This is a genomic window from Roseococcus sp. (assembly GCF_965227005.1).
In the GTDB taxonomy this organism is placed as follows: Bacteria; Pseudomonadota; Alphaproteobacteria; order Acetobacterales; family Acetobacteraceae; genus Roseococcus.
The window spans coordinates 305,512-321,807 of the sequence record NZ_CBDDFJ010000037.1 but is presented as its reverse complement, the minus strand read 5'-3'; the positions used below and the strand labels follow the sequence as shown (position 1 = coordinate 321,807).

Genomic DNA, 16,296 nt, shown 5'->3' with positions numbered 1-16,296 from the left:
TCGCCTGAGCATGCCGCTGGAGCTCGAACACGGTCCCGCGCCGCCCTGGATCGTCCAGACCGCGCCCACCTTCCGCTCCTCCATCGCGAGCAGCGGGCTCATGATCGCCATGCCCTGCTATGGGGGCATGGTCACGGCCGCGGCGATGCGCGGCGTGCTGGACACCCAGCGCGTCTGCCTGGGCCTCGGCCTGCCCTTGCTGGTGGCGACGCTGACCAATGAGAGCCTCGTCACGCGCGGGCGGAACGCCCTGGCCGCGACCTTCCTGCGGTCGGGGGCCTCGCACCTGCTGTTCCTGGACAGCGATATCGGCTTCAGCGCGGCCGGCGTGCTGCGCCTGCTGGGGCATGGGCGGCCGCTGATCGGCGGGCTCTATCGCAGCAAGCGCCTCGATGGCGCGAATTGGGTGGCGACCTTCCCCGAAGCCGAGGGCGCGACCACTCGCCGCGACCCCGCGACCGGGGCCGTCGAGGCCGAGGCCATCGGCACCGGCTTCCTGCTAATGGAACGCCAGGTGCTGAACGCCCTGGCCAAAGCGCATCCCGAGACCCTGCATCGCACCGAGGACGGGCCGGCCCATGCCTTCTTCGAGGCGGGGATCGACCCCCGGGCCCCGCCGGGCCAGGGCCGCTACCTGAGCGAGGACTATCTGTTCTGCGCCCGCTGGCGGGCGCTGGGCGGCGAAGTCTGGTGCGACCCGGCGATTCGGCTGGAGCATCACGGCCAGGTCGCGCTGACTGGCGACCCCTTGGCGATGTTCTCCCCCCAGGGTTGAGAAATTCACCTGGAAATCATGCGACAAGATGATTATGTTGCGGTGCACAACGATCTCGCTTCTGGATCGTTATGAATGCCGGCAGCCTATCGAGCCGGCAGTTAAGGAATTCCCATGCGGACCCTGTCCGATACCATCGCCCGCCTGGCGGCTTTCCGTCAGGCACGGGTGAATGCGACGGCCCCCTCGGGGCATCTCACCGAATTGGCGGATTTCGGCTCGAACCCCGGCGCGCTGCGCGGCTGGACCCATATCCCCGCCGACCTGCGGGAAGGCGCGCCCCTCGTGGTCGTGCTGCATGGCTGCACGCAGAACGCCGCCGCCTACGACAACCACGCCGGCTGGTCCTATCTGGCCGAGAGCGGGGGCTTCGCGCTGCTCTTCCCGGAGCAGCAGCGGTCCAACAACCCCAACCTCTGCTTCAACTGGTTCCAGCCCGAGGACACGCGGCGCGGCCAGGGCGAGGCCCTCTCCATCCGCCAGATGATCGAGCGGATGGTGGTGGAGCACGGGCTGGATCGCCGCCGGATCTTCGTCACGGGGCTCTCGGCGGGCGGCGCCATGGCCTCGACGATGCTGGCCGCCTATCCGGAGGTCTTTGCGGGCGGGGCCATCATCGCGGGCCTGCCCCATGGCGTGGCGAACACGGTGCCGGCGGCCTTCGACCGCATGCGCGGCCACGGCCTGCCCGATGCGGCGCAGCTGGAGGCGCTGGTGCGCGACGCCTCCGACCATGCCGGCCCCTGGCCCACCATCTCGATCTGGCAGGGCGATGCGGACCGGACGGTGAGCGCGTCCAATGCGGATGCGATCCTGGAGCAGTGGCGCGGCCTGCACGGCGTCGGCGCGAAGCCGACCCATGCGGAAAGGGTGGACGGCTTCCCCCATGAGGTCTGGTGCAATCGCGCGGGCCGGAGCGTGATCGAGCGCTACGACATCCCCGGCATGGGGCACGGCACGCCGCTCGACAGCGCCGAGCCCGACGAGACGGCCGGCGCCTATATGCTGGATGTGGGGATTTCCTCCACGCGGCATATCGCGCGCTTCTGGGGGCTGGCGCCGGCTGCGTCCCGCGCGCCGCGTGAGGCGGTGGCCCCGGCGGCTGAGCCGGTGGGCCTCATCCAGCAGACGATCGAGAATGCACTGCGGCAGGTCGGGCTGATGCGGTAGGCGCCTCCGCCCTCAAACGGATCGAAGGCCCCGAAGCGGGTTGCTTTGGCTTTTGTTCTTTATTTCGAGCCACAGTCGCGATCGGAATAATCTCCGCTTGAGGAGATCACCCTTGGCCGCCCTGTCCCCCTCCATCAGACCCGACAGGCCCGCCATCCGGGCGATTTCCCGGTGCGCGCCTATCAACGCGTGCGCAACGGCAAGACCGAGACGGTCGGCGCGCATCAGCGATCCGATCCGCCGGGAGGCGGGCAAGGCGCCGTCCTTCAGGCCATGGCGCGGCGCCCTGGTCCTCCGGATGATGCTCGCGGAAGGCCTATTCCCCTTGAAGGGGGGCCGGGCATGGTCAATCGCGGCGGAGGTCCGTCCTCGCGATCGCCGCTGCGGCAGAATGATCCGGCATCCACCGCACCGAATGCCGGTTCTGTTTCGTCCCCCCAGCCGCTTTCCGAGATTCTTGCTCCTGGCGGGAAACCCATTGGGACTGTTTTTCCAGGCGCTCGTCCCTTTGTTCGCACTCTTCCCGGAGGTGATCCAGCAGCACGACGGTTTTTCCGCAGTTTGATGGAAGGAAGGGGTGGGCTCGATATCACCCCCCCCTGGCCATGGCGGGCAGATCCTTCGCTTGCCCGACGGCAGCGTCATCGCCTATCGGCCTACCTCCACGAGTGGGCCATCTGCCATCGATATAAAAATACCCAATCTCCGCCAGTCAATACGGAAAATTCACTTTGATTAATGGAGAAGTTATCATGACGAATTTAGACGAAGAGATTAATGGAATCATCCAAGACGCAAAATTAGACTACACGGATTTATGGAGTATTATAGTCAGCGCTAACGACGCAAGTGATGCCGATCCACGACTCAGCCGGATGGAACGAACATTCGCTCTCCTCCGTCAACTGCTTGCGCGTGGCTTCCGGGCCGTCGATCTCGCCGAAGGTGGAAAGTGCGTTCCCTGGCCCGATCAGAGCCCGAACGCCATCATCCGCCGTATCGAGGCGGAGTGGCGCCGCATCGGCCTCGACGAAGAGCCCTGGGTCGGTGCCATCTTCTGGTTCGACCTCCCCAAATCCCGCCGCTGACGCCCTACCCCCGCCGCACCTGGCTCCCCGCCACCGCCGCCAGGTTCGCGATGCCGCGCGCCGTCACGCTCGGCACCAGGACGTGGATCGGTTTGTTCATGCCCAGCAGCATGGGTCCCACCTGCAGGCCGTCGGACACGGCCTTCACCAGGTTGAAGGCGATGTTCGCCGCGTCGAGATTGGGGAAGATTAGCAGGTTCGCCATGCCTTCCAGCTTGGGGTCCGGCACGGCCTTGGCGCGAATGGCCTCGACGATCGCCGCGTCCCCATGCATCTCGCCATCCACCTCGAGCTCGGGGGCGGCCGCATGGATGAGCCGCAGCGCCTCGCGCATCTTCCGCGCGCTCGGCGCGCCGGAGGAGCCGAAGGAGGAGTGGCTCAGCAGCGCCACCTTGGGCGTGAGGCCGAAGCGGCGCACCTCCTCGGCGGCCAGCATCGTCATCTCGGCGAGCTGCGCGGCCGTCGGGTCCAGCAGCAGATGCGTATCGGCGAAGAACAGCGTCCCGCCCTGGGTGATGACGGCCGAGAGCGCATAGGCGCGGCTGACATCCGGCCGCTTGCCGATGCAGTCGAGCGCGTGGTCCCACTCGCGCATCCAGTCGCCCAGCCCGCCGATCATGGCGGCGTCCGCATGGCCGGATTCGAGCAGCATGCCGGCGGCGATGGCCGGGCGGCTGCTCGCGCGGCGCTCGGCACCCGTCGGCGGCACGCCGCGGCGGCCCACCTTGCGCAGATAGCTCTCGATCAATGGCGCGAAGAGCTCCGGCTGCTCCTCGGGATGCAGCACGGTGACCGAGCTGCCCAAGGCCATGCGCAGGCCGAGCGCGCGCACCTTCGCCGCCACGACCTCGGTTCGGCCAATGAGGATGGGCTGCGCCGTGCCCTCGTCCAGCACGGTCTGCACCGCGCGCAGCGTGCGCTCGTCCTCGCCCTCGGCGAAGACCACGCGGGCCTGGACCTTCTTCGCCAGCTCCTGGATCGGGCGCATCAGATTGCCCGAGCGGAAGACGAAGCGGGAGAGCTCGTTGCGATAGGCGTCGAAATCCATGATCGGCCGGCGCGCCACGCCGCTGTCCATCGCGGCCCTGGCCACGGCGGGCGCGATCTCCAGGATCAGGCGCGGGTCGAAGGGCTTGGGGATGATGTATTCCGGCCCGAAGACCGGCGCCACGCCGCCATAGGCCGCGGCCACGACCTCGCTCGCCTCCACGCGCGCCAGGGCGGCGATGGCCTCGACGGCGGCGACCTTCATCGCCTCGTTGATCGTGGTGGCCCCGGAATCCAGCGCGCCCCGGAAGATGAAGGGGAAGCACAGGACGTTATTCACCTGGTTCGGATAGTCCGTCCTTCCCGTGGCCACGATCGCGTCGGGCCGCGCGGCGCGCACCGCCTCGGGCAGGATCTCGGGTTCGGGATTGGCGAGGGCGAGCACCAGCGGCTTGGGCGCCAGCTTGGACAGCCACTCGCCCTTCAGCACGCGCGGGGCGGAGAGACCGAGGAAGATGTCGGCGCCGTCCAGCACCTCCGGCAGGGTCCGGGCATTGGTCTCCTGGGCGTAGCGCGCCTTGGTCTCGTCGAGGCCGGGCCGGCCCTTGTAGACCACGCCCTCCACGTCGCAGACCGTCACGTTCTCGCGCTTGAGGCCCATCTCCAGCAGCAGGTCGAGGCAGGCGAGCGCCGCCGCGCCGCCGCCCGTATTCACCAGCTTCACATCCTCCAGCCGCTTGCCCTGGACGAGCAGGCCGTTGCGGATGGCGGCGGCGACGATGATGGCGGTGCCGTGCTGGTCGTCGTGGAAGACCGGGATCTTCATGCGCTCGCGCAGGCGGCGCTCGATCTCGAAGCACTCGGGGGCCTTAATGTCCTCGAGGTTGATCGCACCGAAGCTGGGCTCCAGCGCGGCCACGACGTCCACGAAGCGGTCGGGGTCCACCGCATCGACCTCGATGTCGATGGAATCGATGCCCGCGAAGCGCTTGAAGAGGACCGCCTTGCCCTCCATCACCGGCTTGGAGGCGAGCGGGCCGATATTGCCGAGACCCAGCACCGCCGTGCCGTTGGTGATGACGGCGACCATGTTGCCGCGGGTCGTGTAGTCCCAGGCCTTGTCGGGATCGGCCGCGATCTCCTCGCAGGCGGCGGCGACGCCGGGCGAATAGGCCAGCGCCAGGTCACGCTGCGAGGCCATGCGCTTGGTGGGCTCGATGGTGAGCTTTCCCGGCCGCGGAAAGCGGTGATAGTCGAGTGCGGCGCGGCGGAAATCTTCATCCATGTCGGAACCCCTTTACCTCGCGAAAATGCGCGCTGGGCGGCGGGGAAGCAACCTGGGTTGAGCGGCGCAGGGGCTCCGCCTCAGCGCATGGCGCGGGGTGGGACCGCTACGGCTCGGCGTCGAACACGTCGATCAGGACGCGGTTGCGGTCCAGGCGCGAAAGGCGGAGCCGCGCGCCGGGCGCCGTGACGATCCGCAGCCCCTCCTCCTCCCCCCGGATGGCGCGAAGGTTGCGCGGCATGGCGATCGCTTCGACCGAGGGCAGGCAGCCCGCCCCGGGGAAGCGAAGTACCGCGCCCTCGGACGTGCGGGCGAGGACCGGGCGGGTGGGCGTCGACCACTGGAAGACGACGCGGCCAAAATCGGGATGCGTGCCGGACCGCACGGCCACGCGATCGGCCTCGCAGCGTGCCAGCACGCCATCGCCCGGCGCCGCGGCGGCGGGCAGCGGCGCCTGCTCCGGAGGGGGCGGGGCGACCAGGATCGGCTCGGGCGGGGCCGCGACCTCCGGGGCGGGCGGCGGAGCTTCCGGAACGACCACGGGGCCGAGGTCCAGCGGCGGATCGGGCTGCGCCGGGACGGCTTCGGCCACGGGCAAGACCGGGGGCACGGGATCGGGCCGCGGCGGCTCGGACAGCGCCTCGGCGGGCGGCAGGGCCTCGGGGCGCGTTGCCCGGTCGAACGGCGCAGGGACGGGATCCGGCACCTCTGGCGCCGCGGCGATCATCGGCAGGACGAGGGGTTGCTCCGGCGCGGGCTCCTCCTCCGGGGCCGCGGGGATCACCGAGGCGGCGATCGGCGGCTCGGCAGGGGGCGGCTGCAGGCTGACAATGGGTGCGGAGGGAGCCCCTTCGCCGACCTCGCGCGTCAGCAGCAGATAGGTGACGACGGCGCCGCAGAGCGCGCCCACGGCGAAGGCCATGGCCACGGCCCAGCTCCCCGCGCGACGGGGCGGCGCGGCGGGCGGTTGCTCGGCGTGTGGCGCGGGCACCATCCGGATGGTCGCTTCATCCTCCCCCTCGGCCTCGCTCGCGAAGGGCAGCACCACGGGGCTCAGGACCGGCGGGGCGGCCGCCGCTGCGCGCAGGGCGGCCGCCATGGCGGGGGCGTCGGGGTAGCGGTCGTTCCGGTTCTTCGCCAGCGCCTTCGCGACGACGGCATCCAGGGCGGGCGGAAGATCCGCCATGATGCTGGAGGGCGCCGGCGGATGCGCCGTGAGGATGCTGTTGAAGATGCCCGGCATGCCGCCGGCGAAGGGCCGCTTGCCGGTCAGCAGCTGGTAGAGGATGACGCCGACCGACCACAGGTCCGCGCGCAGGTCCACATCCTCGCCGCGCACCTGCTCGGGGGCCATGGCGGTCGGCGTGCCGACGACCTGGCCCACCACGGTCTGCTGCGTCTCGCCGAGGCGGGCGATCCCGAAATCGGCCAAGCGCACCTCGCCCAGGCCGTCCTCCGCACCCAGGGCCAGCAGGATATTCGCGGGCTTCACGTCGCGATGCACGATGCCGCGCCCATGGGCGTAGTGCAGCGCGTCGAGCAAGGCGCAGGTGACGCGCACGGTCTCGCCGAGGCTGGGGCGCTCGTTCCGGTCGAGCACCGCCTTCAGCGTTTCGCCGATCACCAGCTCCATCGCGATCCAGGCGAAGTCCTTCGTCTCGCCGAAATCATGGACGGTGACGATGCCGGGATGCGACAGCCGCGCCACCGCGCGCGCCTCCATGTGGAAGCGGCGCAGATCCTCGGCGGATTCCTCGCTGGCCAGGGCCTGGATGGGCAGGGTCTTCAGGGCGACGAGGCGGCCGAGGCGGTGGTCATAGACCTCGAAGACCTCGCCAAAGGCGCCGCGACCGATCCGGTCGCGGATCTCGTAGCGATCGGCGATGCGGGCCTCGGAGGGCTTGGCGCCATCGACGGCCTCGATCAGGTCATTGGACAACCCCATTGCGGCCTATCTCTCAACACGAAAATCTCGCCGGACCTGCTTAGACCGGCGTCGTTAAGGAATCCTGAAATCTGCGGCGCGTGCCGGCTCGGCCTGACGGCCGACCCGAAGGGTGTCATGGGAGCCGGCGATCCCAAGCCCCCAGAATGGTCGAATTTTGTCGTGCGGGCGCCGGTCAGATCATGACCGAGATCATCGGGCGCTCATGGGCCTCGCTCGGCTCCGGCGGGATCATGCCGTCATTGATCGCATGCCACAGCGCGGTCTGCAGGGCTTCCGCGCCGTTGCGCAGCGCCTCCGCCTCATCCGCGCCCCAGGCTTGGACGCCCGGAAAATCCGGAAATGAGATGGTGACGCCATCGACGGTATCGACCAGTTCGGCGGGGTAGCTCAGGGTCTCGGTCATCTCGTCCCAACGCTCAATCGGTGTGGCGGTTCCTGGGCATCGCCAGGCCGAGATTCTCGCGCAGCGTCGGGCCGGCATATTCCGTGCGGAACATCCCTCGCGCGCGCAGCTCGGGCAACACCAGCTCCACGAACTGGTCGAGCCCCAGCGGCAACACGGGCGGGCAGAGGTTGAAGCCGTCGGCCGCGCCCGCCTCCACCCATTCCTGCATGTCGTCCACGATGTCCTTGGCCGTGCCCACCAGGCAGCGCACGCCGAAGCCCGGCGTGATCGTGGCATAGAGCTGGCGGATCGTGAGGTTGTCGCGCCGGGCGAGAGCCAGCAGCTTGTTCGCCGCGCTCTTCATGCGCGGATCCGGCGGCTCGGGCACCGGCCCGTCGATGTCGTGGCCGCTGAGATCGCCGAACTGCTGATAGAGGTAGGAGAGGCCGAGCTCGGGCGCCACCAGCTCGTTGAGCTGATCGAACTGCGCCTGCGCCTCCGCGCGCGTGCGCCCGATGAAAAGCGTCAGGCCGGGCATGATCTTCAGGCTGTCCGGCGCGCGACCGTATTTGGCCATGCGGCCCTTCAGGTCCTCATAATAAGCCTTGGAGCTCGCGACATCGAAATGCGAGGAATAGACCACGTCGGCGCTCTGCGCGGCGATCTCCATGCCCTGCTGCGCGGCCCCGGCCTGCACCAGCACGGGACGGCCCTGCGGAGTGCGCTTGATGGTCAGCGGCCCCTCGACCTGGAAGTGCTTCCCCTTGTGGAAGAGCGTGTGCATCTTCGACGGGTCGAGCATCATGCCGCTGGCCTTGTCGAAGACCGCGGCCTCGTCCTCCCAGCTGTCCCAGAGCCCCTTCACGACCTCGACGAACTCCGCCGCGCGCTCATAGCGCGTGTCGTAGTCCATGTGCTTTTCGCGGTTGAAGTTGCGGGCCTCGATCTCGGACCAGGAGGTCACGATATTCCAACCCGCGCGCCCGCCACTGAGATGGTCCAGCGAGGCGAATTTGCGCGCGATGTGGAAGGGCTCGTTATAGGTGGTCGAGGCCGTCGAGACGAGGCCGATATGCGAGGTCACCGAGGAGAGCGCGGAGAGCAGCGTGATCGGCTCCAGCTCGAAGGTCTGGTGCGAGCGCTGGAGCGCGCCGGGCGGCGTGTCGCGCGTGCGCAGGCCGATGCCGTCCGCGAGGAAGACCATGTCCAGCTTCGCCTTCTCGGCGGTCTGGGCGATGTAGGCGTAGTGGCTGAGCTTGGACGCCGCGTCGGGATCGGCCGAGGGGTGCCGCCAGGCCGCGGCGTGATAGCCGAGATAGCGCATGGAAAGGCCGAGGCCGATCTGCTTCGGGCTGCTCATCGTTCAGGTCTCGTCACGGGGCTGTTGGCGGAGTGCACGGGCATCGCCTTCAGTCGTAGCCGGCACGCCGCGCCTCCGATAGGCGGGCGCAGCCCGATACCGGAACCGATGCGTCGCGCGCCCGCTCAGCCCGTCAGCTGCGGCGCCGCGAGCGCGCCCCGCAGCAGGACGACCTCGTCGATCAGATCGCCATAGCCGATGCCCTGCGGCTCGGAGAGGGTGTGGCATCGCAGGAAGCGATGCTGGCCGCGCGCGCGGCTCAGCTCCATCTCCGGGAAGGGGCCGCTGGGCGAGCCCGGCACCACCGCGATCGTCACCAGGATCGCGCCTCGCGCCGAGCGGTCCAGCATGTCGCAGGTGTCCTCGAAGGCGGCGAGGCTGGCCCCCGTCTCGTCCGTCACCTGCAGCAGCAGCTTGCCGTGCAGCCCGCGCAGCGCGTCGCGAAGGCGCAGCGCCGCGCGCTCCAGCGCCGCATAGCCCTGCGGCGTCGAGGGGTCGTAGTGGTGGAAGATCGTGGCTCCGTAGAGCTCGCTGTAGCGGCGGTGGCGGCAGAGGTGCCCCTGGCTGCCGGGCGGGCGGTCCGCCTCGTCGATCGGCTCGTATTCGGCGGCCATGAGCAGGCCGGCGCAATCGTCGATGATGCTGTCGCGCACCGCCTCGGCGGGGATGGTCATCCAGTCGAAGGGACCGGCCCAGCGGCGCAGTCCCGCGCGGCGGAGCATGCCCGCCGTCTGCGGCGCGCAGCCCAGCGCGATGCAGGCGAGCGGCGAGGGCCGCGCGGCCAGGCCCGGGGCGACGACGTCCTCGATCAGGCCGCCGGACTTGGCGGCGGTGACAAGGTGCTTCTGGCCCTCGGGGCTGCCCAGGATGAGCTGGATGAAGTCGGCCATCACGTTGGTGAGGGACTTGGTCCTGAGCTGACGGACGAGCTCGTCGGTGAAATTGGCCAGCCAGGTGGCGTCCACCCTACGGCCGAGCAGGGCCTCGTGAGAGGCGCGCACCACCGATTCCAGTGTTTCGCGCAGAGAGACCGGATCAGGTGCGGGCATGGGCTGTGTGTGCAGGGCGAAGGCGCGATCCGTCAACCGCGGCGCGATGACGCCGGCATTAACCAGGCGGCACGATCAGGCGAAGCGGGCCGGATCACCGCACGAAGCGAAGGATTTCGACCCGGTTGTAGGCGACCCCAGTCGCCTGGGTTTCGATGGCTTCCGCCAGATGGAAGCCCGAGGATTCACACCACCCCATAAAGGACGACCGGCGTTGGGCGGCATAGTTCATGTTCCCGCGCTGAACGTCCTGCGCCTGATCCAGCGCCTGCAGCACCTGGGCCCTCTGCTCCGGCGGGATGGCCGCCTCGTCGATGGTTCCGATGTGAAGGATGAGCTGCCGGCGGGCCGCGCGCGCCAGGTTCCGCACGACGCGCTCGGCCGCCTCGGGAGGGACCAGGTTCAGGAAACGGATGCAAACCGCAGCATCGACCTCCGGGAGATCGCAAAGCTCGATATTGCCCTCGATCACCTGCATATCCGTCATCTTGAGGCGATCGGCCTTGAGCTGCGCCTGGGCCAGCATATCGGGCGAGATATCGGCGCCGAAGACCTCGCAGTCCATCCGCTGATAGATCGGAATGAACCGGCCGGTCCCGAAGGGCGCGTCCAGGATGCGGGCTCCCCGCAGCGAGGAGAGCATTTGCGCCACCGCGTCGTATTCGGTGTGCCAATGCGGCTGGTTTTCCCGGGCCGCATCATACTTCTCAGCATGCCCACGCCTGTAATGGGAATGCAGCTTGGGGGGGCCTTTGGAGATCGCGGGGGAATTCAACGGCGCGGCGACTTCAACTTCCAACGCTCGGTAGTTATGATTGTAGAATCCCTTGTTGTACTCGCAAATAAAATCACTTTTTGATTCAAAGTCGCTGAAAAACACAAAAATCCACGCTGTCTTGTGACCTTTGCGACGGATTGCCTCCAATCGATGTGCGCCATCGACAAGTTTCAACGTATGGGAACGCTCCTCGCGCCCTTCCATGTCGTCCTTAACGCCCGCGATCAGGGGAGGCAGAAGCTCAAGGTCATCGAATCTACCCAATATCCGACCGACCCGGCTTTCCCATTTATCTTCCGGCTCGTGATATTGCTTTCCGGGACCCGCGATTGTTTCGATATTTTCGATATCGATCTCCACGGGTCCGACCCAGGTCTGGGCGTTTCGTGCGAGATACTCCCCGAGCTTCGGGTTGGAGCCCTTCGGGCCCGTCAGGAATCGAAGGGTCAATTCATGGATCGAGGCTCCACCTTCATCGACGTCCCGCCGGACTCTGCGCAGGCTGAACTCGCTCTCAACAGGCGGCTTCGCGACCGGGGGTGGCTTCATCGAGCGGGCGCTCCATCCAGAAGAGGGCAACGGCTCACGGCGTCCGAACCCTGGATGCTCGAGGAGAGAATGGGGGCAGCCCCTGGCCGTTGCGTCATGAGGCCTTCGAATATCACGGCCGCCGGACTCGCGCACAGTCGAGGGGAGCCGTGGCTGGATCCGCCGAGAAGATCCTCAAGGTATTAATTTTTAACCAAACCGTAAACGGACCGGCGGATAATTCCCGCCGGTCCTTGGCCGGAAGGCGCCCCTTACGCCCCGCCGACCAGGAAGACGTCGATGCCCGAAGCCGGCGCCCCGCTTCCGGTGCCGAAGGTGCAGCGCGTGTCCAGGAACAACAGCCGGTCCGGACCCAGCGAGTATTCGACCGCCGCCCTGGCCGGCGCGGCATCCTGACCCGCCGCGTCGGCAAGGTGCGAGCCCTCGATCACATCGAGGCGCGCCCGCTCCCGCGCCCAAAGGGCCACGATCGGCGGCGTCCCCGGGCCGTTATTCGCCGCGGCGAGATCCGCGATATCGCTGGCGGTTTCCACCGTCATCCGGATCAGCTGCGGATCACGCATGCAAACCAGACCCAGAATATCGGCGGCCGCCTCGGCCGGGTCCTTCAATTCCACGTCGATCCGGTCAGGGCGCTCGACCGACATCGTCAGGGTACGGTCATAGATGCCGAGCTGCGAGAAGTAGCGCAGGAAATCGTAATCCGACTGGCCGAGCCAGGCGCGATTGCGCATCCAGTGAAGCACGGGCGCCGGCAGGGCGAGGGTGCCAACGGGCGCCGCCGGAGCCGCAAGCAAAGCGCTCTGCACCCGGCTGGAACCCTGCTTGAGCAGGGCGTCACTGCCTTCGAGCTTCACCACAAGTCTGCCACTATCCGCAGCATCATTGAGGCTTACCGCAAAAGAGTAACCGAAACGACCATCACCCAGGCCGGCATCAGCCAAATCCTGACGGAAAACATCTATTTGGCCTGCCCCCACGCAGACATCATCCACAAAAGCAAGCAGGGTTGATCCTTTCAGGTCCGCAATGGGCGAGTAAACCCATCCACTCACCCGGTTGCTCACAACCTGCTCGACGGCGCCTCGAATCATAAGCCAATCTCCATATCGCCACTAGGAGATCGACGTCGCCCGACATTGTCAATTCTGCGCTGCAACGCAGCATATAATTTAATTGACATTACCATATCGACGCATGCGTTCAACTTCACAGAACTGCCATGATGCCCCGCAGGACGAACAGCTTCGGACGCGCCCTAGGCGACGCGTTTCCCCGCATGTTATCGTGCCTGAGCGGAAGGTTTAAGCATGTACATTTCGTTGGGCGAAAATTTTCAACTCGGCATCGACTGCGTGGCCGCGTTGAGCGACCGCCGCCATGTCGTATTCGGCTGGCACATGACGCCCCGCGGCACGCCCATCGAATTGAGCTTCGCTACTCCGGACGGACGATTCTGCCGGACCGAATACATCTCGCGCCACGCCAGGCCCGACGTCGTCCCGCCTGACCCCGGCGCCGCCATCGTGGGCGGCTTCTCCCTGGTGATCTCCGCCCCGCCTTTGGCCCGCGGCATCATCATGACGCTGACCTCCGGCAGCCAGTCCGGCCGCGCCAACCTGTCCGACGCCTCGATCAACACCGACCTGTTCCGCGGGACCGTCGAACGGGACTGGGGCACCACCTTCGGCCTGCTCGGGGAATGCCGGGACCGGCCGGACGTTCTGCCGCTGATGTCCTACCAGTACCGCCCCTTCGGCGCCTTCGCGAACTGGATCGCGCAGCTGCCCCTCATCCAGGGCACGGGCCAGGACATGGGCATCGTGTCGCGACTCGTCTGCTCCACCTCACCGGCCGGCGAGATCCTGATCGACCTGCGCTTCACCGGGCGCTCCCGCTCGACCGTCAGCCTGGAGGCCGTCGTGGTCGCGCGGCTGCGCAGCGACGATGGCGGCCCGGACGAAATCGTCCTGCTGCCCCTCGCCGACCCGGTTCTCCGCCATGCGCCCGGCTCGAGCGCCCTTTACGGGCAACTCGGCTGGGAACACGTCGGGCGACTGCGAAGCCTCGACGTGATCGTGCAGGTGCTCTTCGACGCCGAGCGCATCTGGCTCCGCTGCCAGCCGCGCGCCGAGACGGTTCCCGCCTTCCTCGACGGCATCGGCGCCTCTCCCGTCGGTCGGCCGGGCCAGACCCTGCTGCGCGGCGTCCTGACGCGCCGGGCCGCCGCATTCCGGACGCTGGTCGCGGCCGAGGCGGCCGGCGAGGCGGCGGCCCCCGCCCTCCCCGAACGAGCCCTGCCGGAGCTGGTCGTGATCGGAATCGACGATCCGGCCGCGATGCGCCTCCTCCACCTCCTCGCGCCGGAGCTGGAGGCCGAGGCCTCCTCCATCGTGCTGCTCGGCGCCGTGGCGGAGACGGCCAGCCAGATCTTCGAGCGGCGCGGCAAGATCCCCGTGGAGGTCGCCGAGGAGGCCGGCGACATCATGGAGCGGGCGGCCCTTGTCGGGGCCGACAACCTCGTGACGCTCGGCATGGCGCGCCTGGCCAGGGCCGCGATCGAGGGCGACCTGTCAGAGCTGATCCGGCGCTCGCGAATCGGTGGGCTGAGCCGGCTGTTGATGCTGCACGCCATGGCCGGCCCGACCTCCGAGCTGGACGAGAGCCTCGCCCGGCACGCGGCGCTCTCCGAGAACCCCCTGGGCCCCTGGGATCCGATCAGCCGCGCCTGGCAGACCGCCATCGGCGCGGAAATCGTGAACGAGCATCTCGAGACGATGTGGCGAACCTCCGCGGAGCCTGCTGAATAATGGATATCGCCGTGCCGCTGCCGGCCTCCCCTCCCCGCGTCTGCGTCCTGTCGCACGCCCATCCGGACTTCTCGAAGGGCGGCGGCGAGATCGCGGCCTACCGGCAGCATCAGGCGCAGCGCGCGGCCGGATGGCGGTCCATCTTCGTCTCCGCGGCGGATCTGAAGATCGGCGGCCAGGGGATGCCGAGCGCCACGCCCTATGCGCCGGACGAGTTCCTCTTCGCCTTCTCGCGGATGGCCGAGGATCGCCTCTCCTGGGAGGATGCCTATCAGCGGCGCGCGCTGGTCCGCTTCCTCGCCGGGCTCGAGGTCGACGTCTATCATTTCCATCACTACTGGCGGATCGGCCTCGACCTCATCGCCGATCTGATGGACGCCAGGCCGGACGCGACCTTCGTCATCACCCTGCACGAGATGCTGGCGATCTGCCTGCACCACGGCCAGATGATCAAGACGCGCGGGCGCGAGCTGTGCCGGACGGAATCGCCGGTGCGCTGCCTGTCCTGCTTCCCCGATCTGACGATCGACCGGATGCTCCTGCGCAAGGCCTATATGCTGAAGGGCCTGCAGCGCTTCGACCACGTCATCTACTGCTCGGAGTTCCTGCGGGATCGGTTCGAGGCCTGGGGCCTGGCCTCCTCCGCCGGCTCCGTCCTCGAGAACTATCTGGGCGACGAGATGCTCGCCATGCCGCGGCCGGCGCCCAGCGGGACGAACGCGCACCGCTTCGCCTTCTTCGGCCAGCCGACGGCCTTCAAGGGGCTGGATATCCTGCTCCGCGCCATGGCGCTGATTCCCAAGCCCAAGCGGGCCTCCGCGCCGGTCCCCTCTCTGACCATCTTCGGCGCCGAGCAGGCCGATGTGCTGCGCCTCTTCCCGGATCTCGCGCCGGTGATGGAGGAGCTCGGGACCGCCGTGACGATGGCCGGGCGCTACGATCCCGCCGACGTCGTGGAGCTGATGCAATCGGTCGGCTGGGTCATCGTGCCGTCGATCTGGTGGGAGAATTCCCCCGTCGTCATCCAGGAGGCGCGCCGCGCGGGCACGCCGCTGATCGTGTCCAATATCGGCGGCATGGCCGAGAAGGTCGTGGACGGGCGGGATGGGATGCATTTCCGGCGCAGCAGCACCACCGACCTGGCGCGCGTGCTCCAGCAGGCGGCGGAGCCGGCCTTCCGGGCCAAGATGGCGGCCAGTGTGCACGACGTGATCGAACGGGAGGAATTCCTCCAGGGCCTGAGCCTGGCCTATCAGCCGACCGCGCGCGTCCGCGCCGCCGTTGCGCAGGCGCGGCTCCGGGAGGACGGTCCGCAGAGCGTGTCTCTGGCCGCGATCTGAAGCCGGAGGCGGCAGCCCGTCGGGGAAGCCCGGCCTGGCTGCCCCGCCCCGGTCATCGGCCGGCGCGCTCGCGCCGGACCGGGTTCAGTGGTGGCCGAGGCCGCGCAGCTTCCACAGCTCCGCCGCGATCACGAAATCTTCTTCCCAATCGACATCGACGGTCTTCGACTTGGGGATCGCATGCAGCAGGGGCCGCGCGCCGATGCGGTCGGACCGCTCCCGGTAGATCTCCACCGGGGCGATGAAGATCGCGCTATTGATCTCGAACAGCGGCTGCAGCGTCTGGGTGCGCGGCCATTTCTCGACGGCGCGGTCGTAGTTGATCGCCCCGTCCTGCGACCAGATGAAGGTCCGCAGTTCGTTGACGCCCATGAGGCTGTCGTATTGCGACGCCCCGCGATAGGCGGCGATCGCCTCGCTATAGTCCCCCGCATCGTAGAAGGGGGAAGTCACATGCGTCCAAAGCACGTCGCCCTCGGGAACGATGCTGGGCACATAGGCGATCACCTCGTCGGTCGAGGTGCTGGAGCTGCAGAGGTGGTCGGGGCGGATGTCGATGCGCATCCGCCCGCCCGCCCGCGCCAGGAACCGCTCCCCCAGCTCGATCGCCTCGGGATCGTTGGTCGAGAGGATGATCTCATCGATCTCGGGGCAGGCGATGAGATGTTCGAGCTTGATGCCGATCAGCCCGTCCGCCCGGTCCGCGAAAGGGCGGACGTTCTTGCGCGGCACGCGCTGGCTTCCCGCGCGGCAGGGAAGGAAAGCAGTCATC

13 protein-coding genes are annotated in these 16,296 nt (G+C 68.0%); 5 read left to right on the top strand and 8 right to left on the bottom strand.

What is annotated here, in order from left to right:
• The first annotated feature begins 10 nt into the window (after positions 1-10).
• The 3 genes from ACO057_RS21295 to ACO057_RS21285 all read left to right on the top strand — a co-directional run bounded on the left by ACO057_RS21295 (position 11) and on the right by ACO057_RS21285 (position 3,033).
• Positions 11-775, top strand: coding sequence for a hypothetical protein (locus ACO057_RS21295; protein ID WP_421995249.1), 765 nt, complete (start codon positions 11-13; stop codon positions 773-775).
• 114 nt (positions 776-889) lie between these two features.
• Complete coding sequence (locus ACO057_RS21290) at positions 890-1,945, top strand: alpha/beta hydrolase family esterase (protein WP_421995247.1); 1,056 nt, start codon at positions 890-892, stop codon at positions 1,943-1,945.
• 752 nt (positions 1,946-2,697) lie between these two features.
• Positions 2,698-3,033: a hypothetical protein gene (locus tag ACO057_RS21285; RefSeq protein ID WP_421995245.1), complete on the top strand. Its 336-nt coding sequence runs from the start codon at positions 2,698-2,700 to the stop codon at positions 3,031-3,033.
• A 4-nt stretch (positions 3,034-3,037) separates the two neighbouring features.
• Here the strand turns inward: ACO057_RS21285 and ACO057_RS21280 are convergent, their stop codons facing one another.
• The 7 genes from ACO057_RS21280 to ACO057_RS21250 form a co-directional block, all read right to left on the bottom strand.
• Complete coding sequence (locus tag ACO057_RS21280) at positions 3,038-5,305, bottom strand: NADP-dependent malic enzyme (protein WP_421995243.1); 2,268 nt, start codon at positions 5,303-5,305, stop codon at positions 3,038-3,040.
• Positions 5,306-5,411: 106 nt separating this feature from the next.
• Complete coding sequence (locus ACO057_RS21275; protein ID WP_421995241.1) at positions 5,412-7,250, bottom strand: serine/threonine-protein kinase; 1,839 nt, start codon at positions 7,248-7,250, stop codon at positions 5,412-5,414.
• 175 nt (positions 7,251-7,425) lie between these two features.
• Positions 7,426-7,656, bottom strand: coding sequence for a type II toxin-antitoxin system HicB family antitoxin (locus ACO057_RS21270; RefSeq protein WP_421995239.1), 231 nt, complete (start codon positions 7,654-7,656; stop codon positions 7,426-7,428).
• 13 nt (positions 7,657-7,669) lie between these two features.
• Complete coding sequence (locus ACO057_RS21265; RefSeq protein WP_421995237.1) at positions 7,670-8,998, bottom strand: LLM class flavin-dependent oxidoreductase; 1,329 nt, start codon at positions 8,996-8,998, stop codon at positions 7,670-7,672.
• A 125-nt stretch (positions 8,999-9,123) separates the two neighbouring features.
• Entirely contained in the window at positions 9,124-10,047 is a 924-nt protein-coding gene (locus ACO057_RS21260) for a hypothetical protein (protein ID WP_421995235.1), read from the bottom strand.
• Between the two features lie 94 nt (positions 10,048-10,141).
• Positions 10,142-11,374, bottom strand: coding sequence for a class I SAM-dependent methyltransferase (locus tag ACO057_RS21255; protein WP_421995233.1), 1,233 nt, complete (start codon positions 11,372-11,374; stop codon positions 10,142-10,144).
• Positions 11,375-11,625: 251 nt separating this feature from the next.
• Positions 11,626-12,468: a hypothetical protein gene (locus ACO057_RS21250; RefSeq protein ID WP_421995231.1), complete on the bottom strand. Its 843-nt coding sequence runs from the start codon at positions 12,466-12,468 to the stop codon at positions 11,626-11,628.
• Positions 12,469-12,684: 216 nt separating this feature from the next.
• On the opposite strand from ACO057_RS21250, the gene ACO057_RS21245 reads away from it, so the two are divergent.
• Both ACO057_RS21245 and ACO057_RS21240 read left to right on the top strand, forming a co-directional pair.
• Complete coding sequence (locus tag ACO057_RS21245) at positions 12,685-14,184, top strand: hypothetical protein (RefSeq protein WP_421995229.1); 1,500 nt, start codon at positions 12,685-12,687, stop codon at positions 14,182-14,184.
• Positions 14,184-15,524, top strand: coding sequence for a glycosyltransferase (locus ACO057_RS21240; protein ID WP_421995227.1), 1,341 nt, complete (start codon positions 14,184-14,186; stop codon positions 15,522-15,524). Before ACO057_RS21245 ends, ACO057_RS21240 begins: the two co-directional genes overlap by 1 nt.
• Before the next feature lie 84 nt (positions 15,525-15,608).
• Here the strand turns inward: ACO057_RS21240 and ACO057_RS21235 are convergent, their stop codons facing one another.
• Positions 15,609-16,295, bottom strand: a complete 687-nt coding sequence (locus ACO057_RS21235) for a cytidylyltransferase domain-containing protein (protein ID WP_421995562.1) — start codon at positions 16,293-16,295, stop codon at positions 15,609-15,611.
• Position 16,296: the final 1 nt, after the last annotated feature.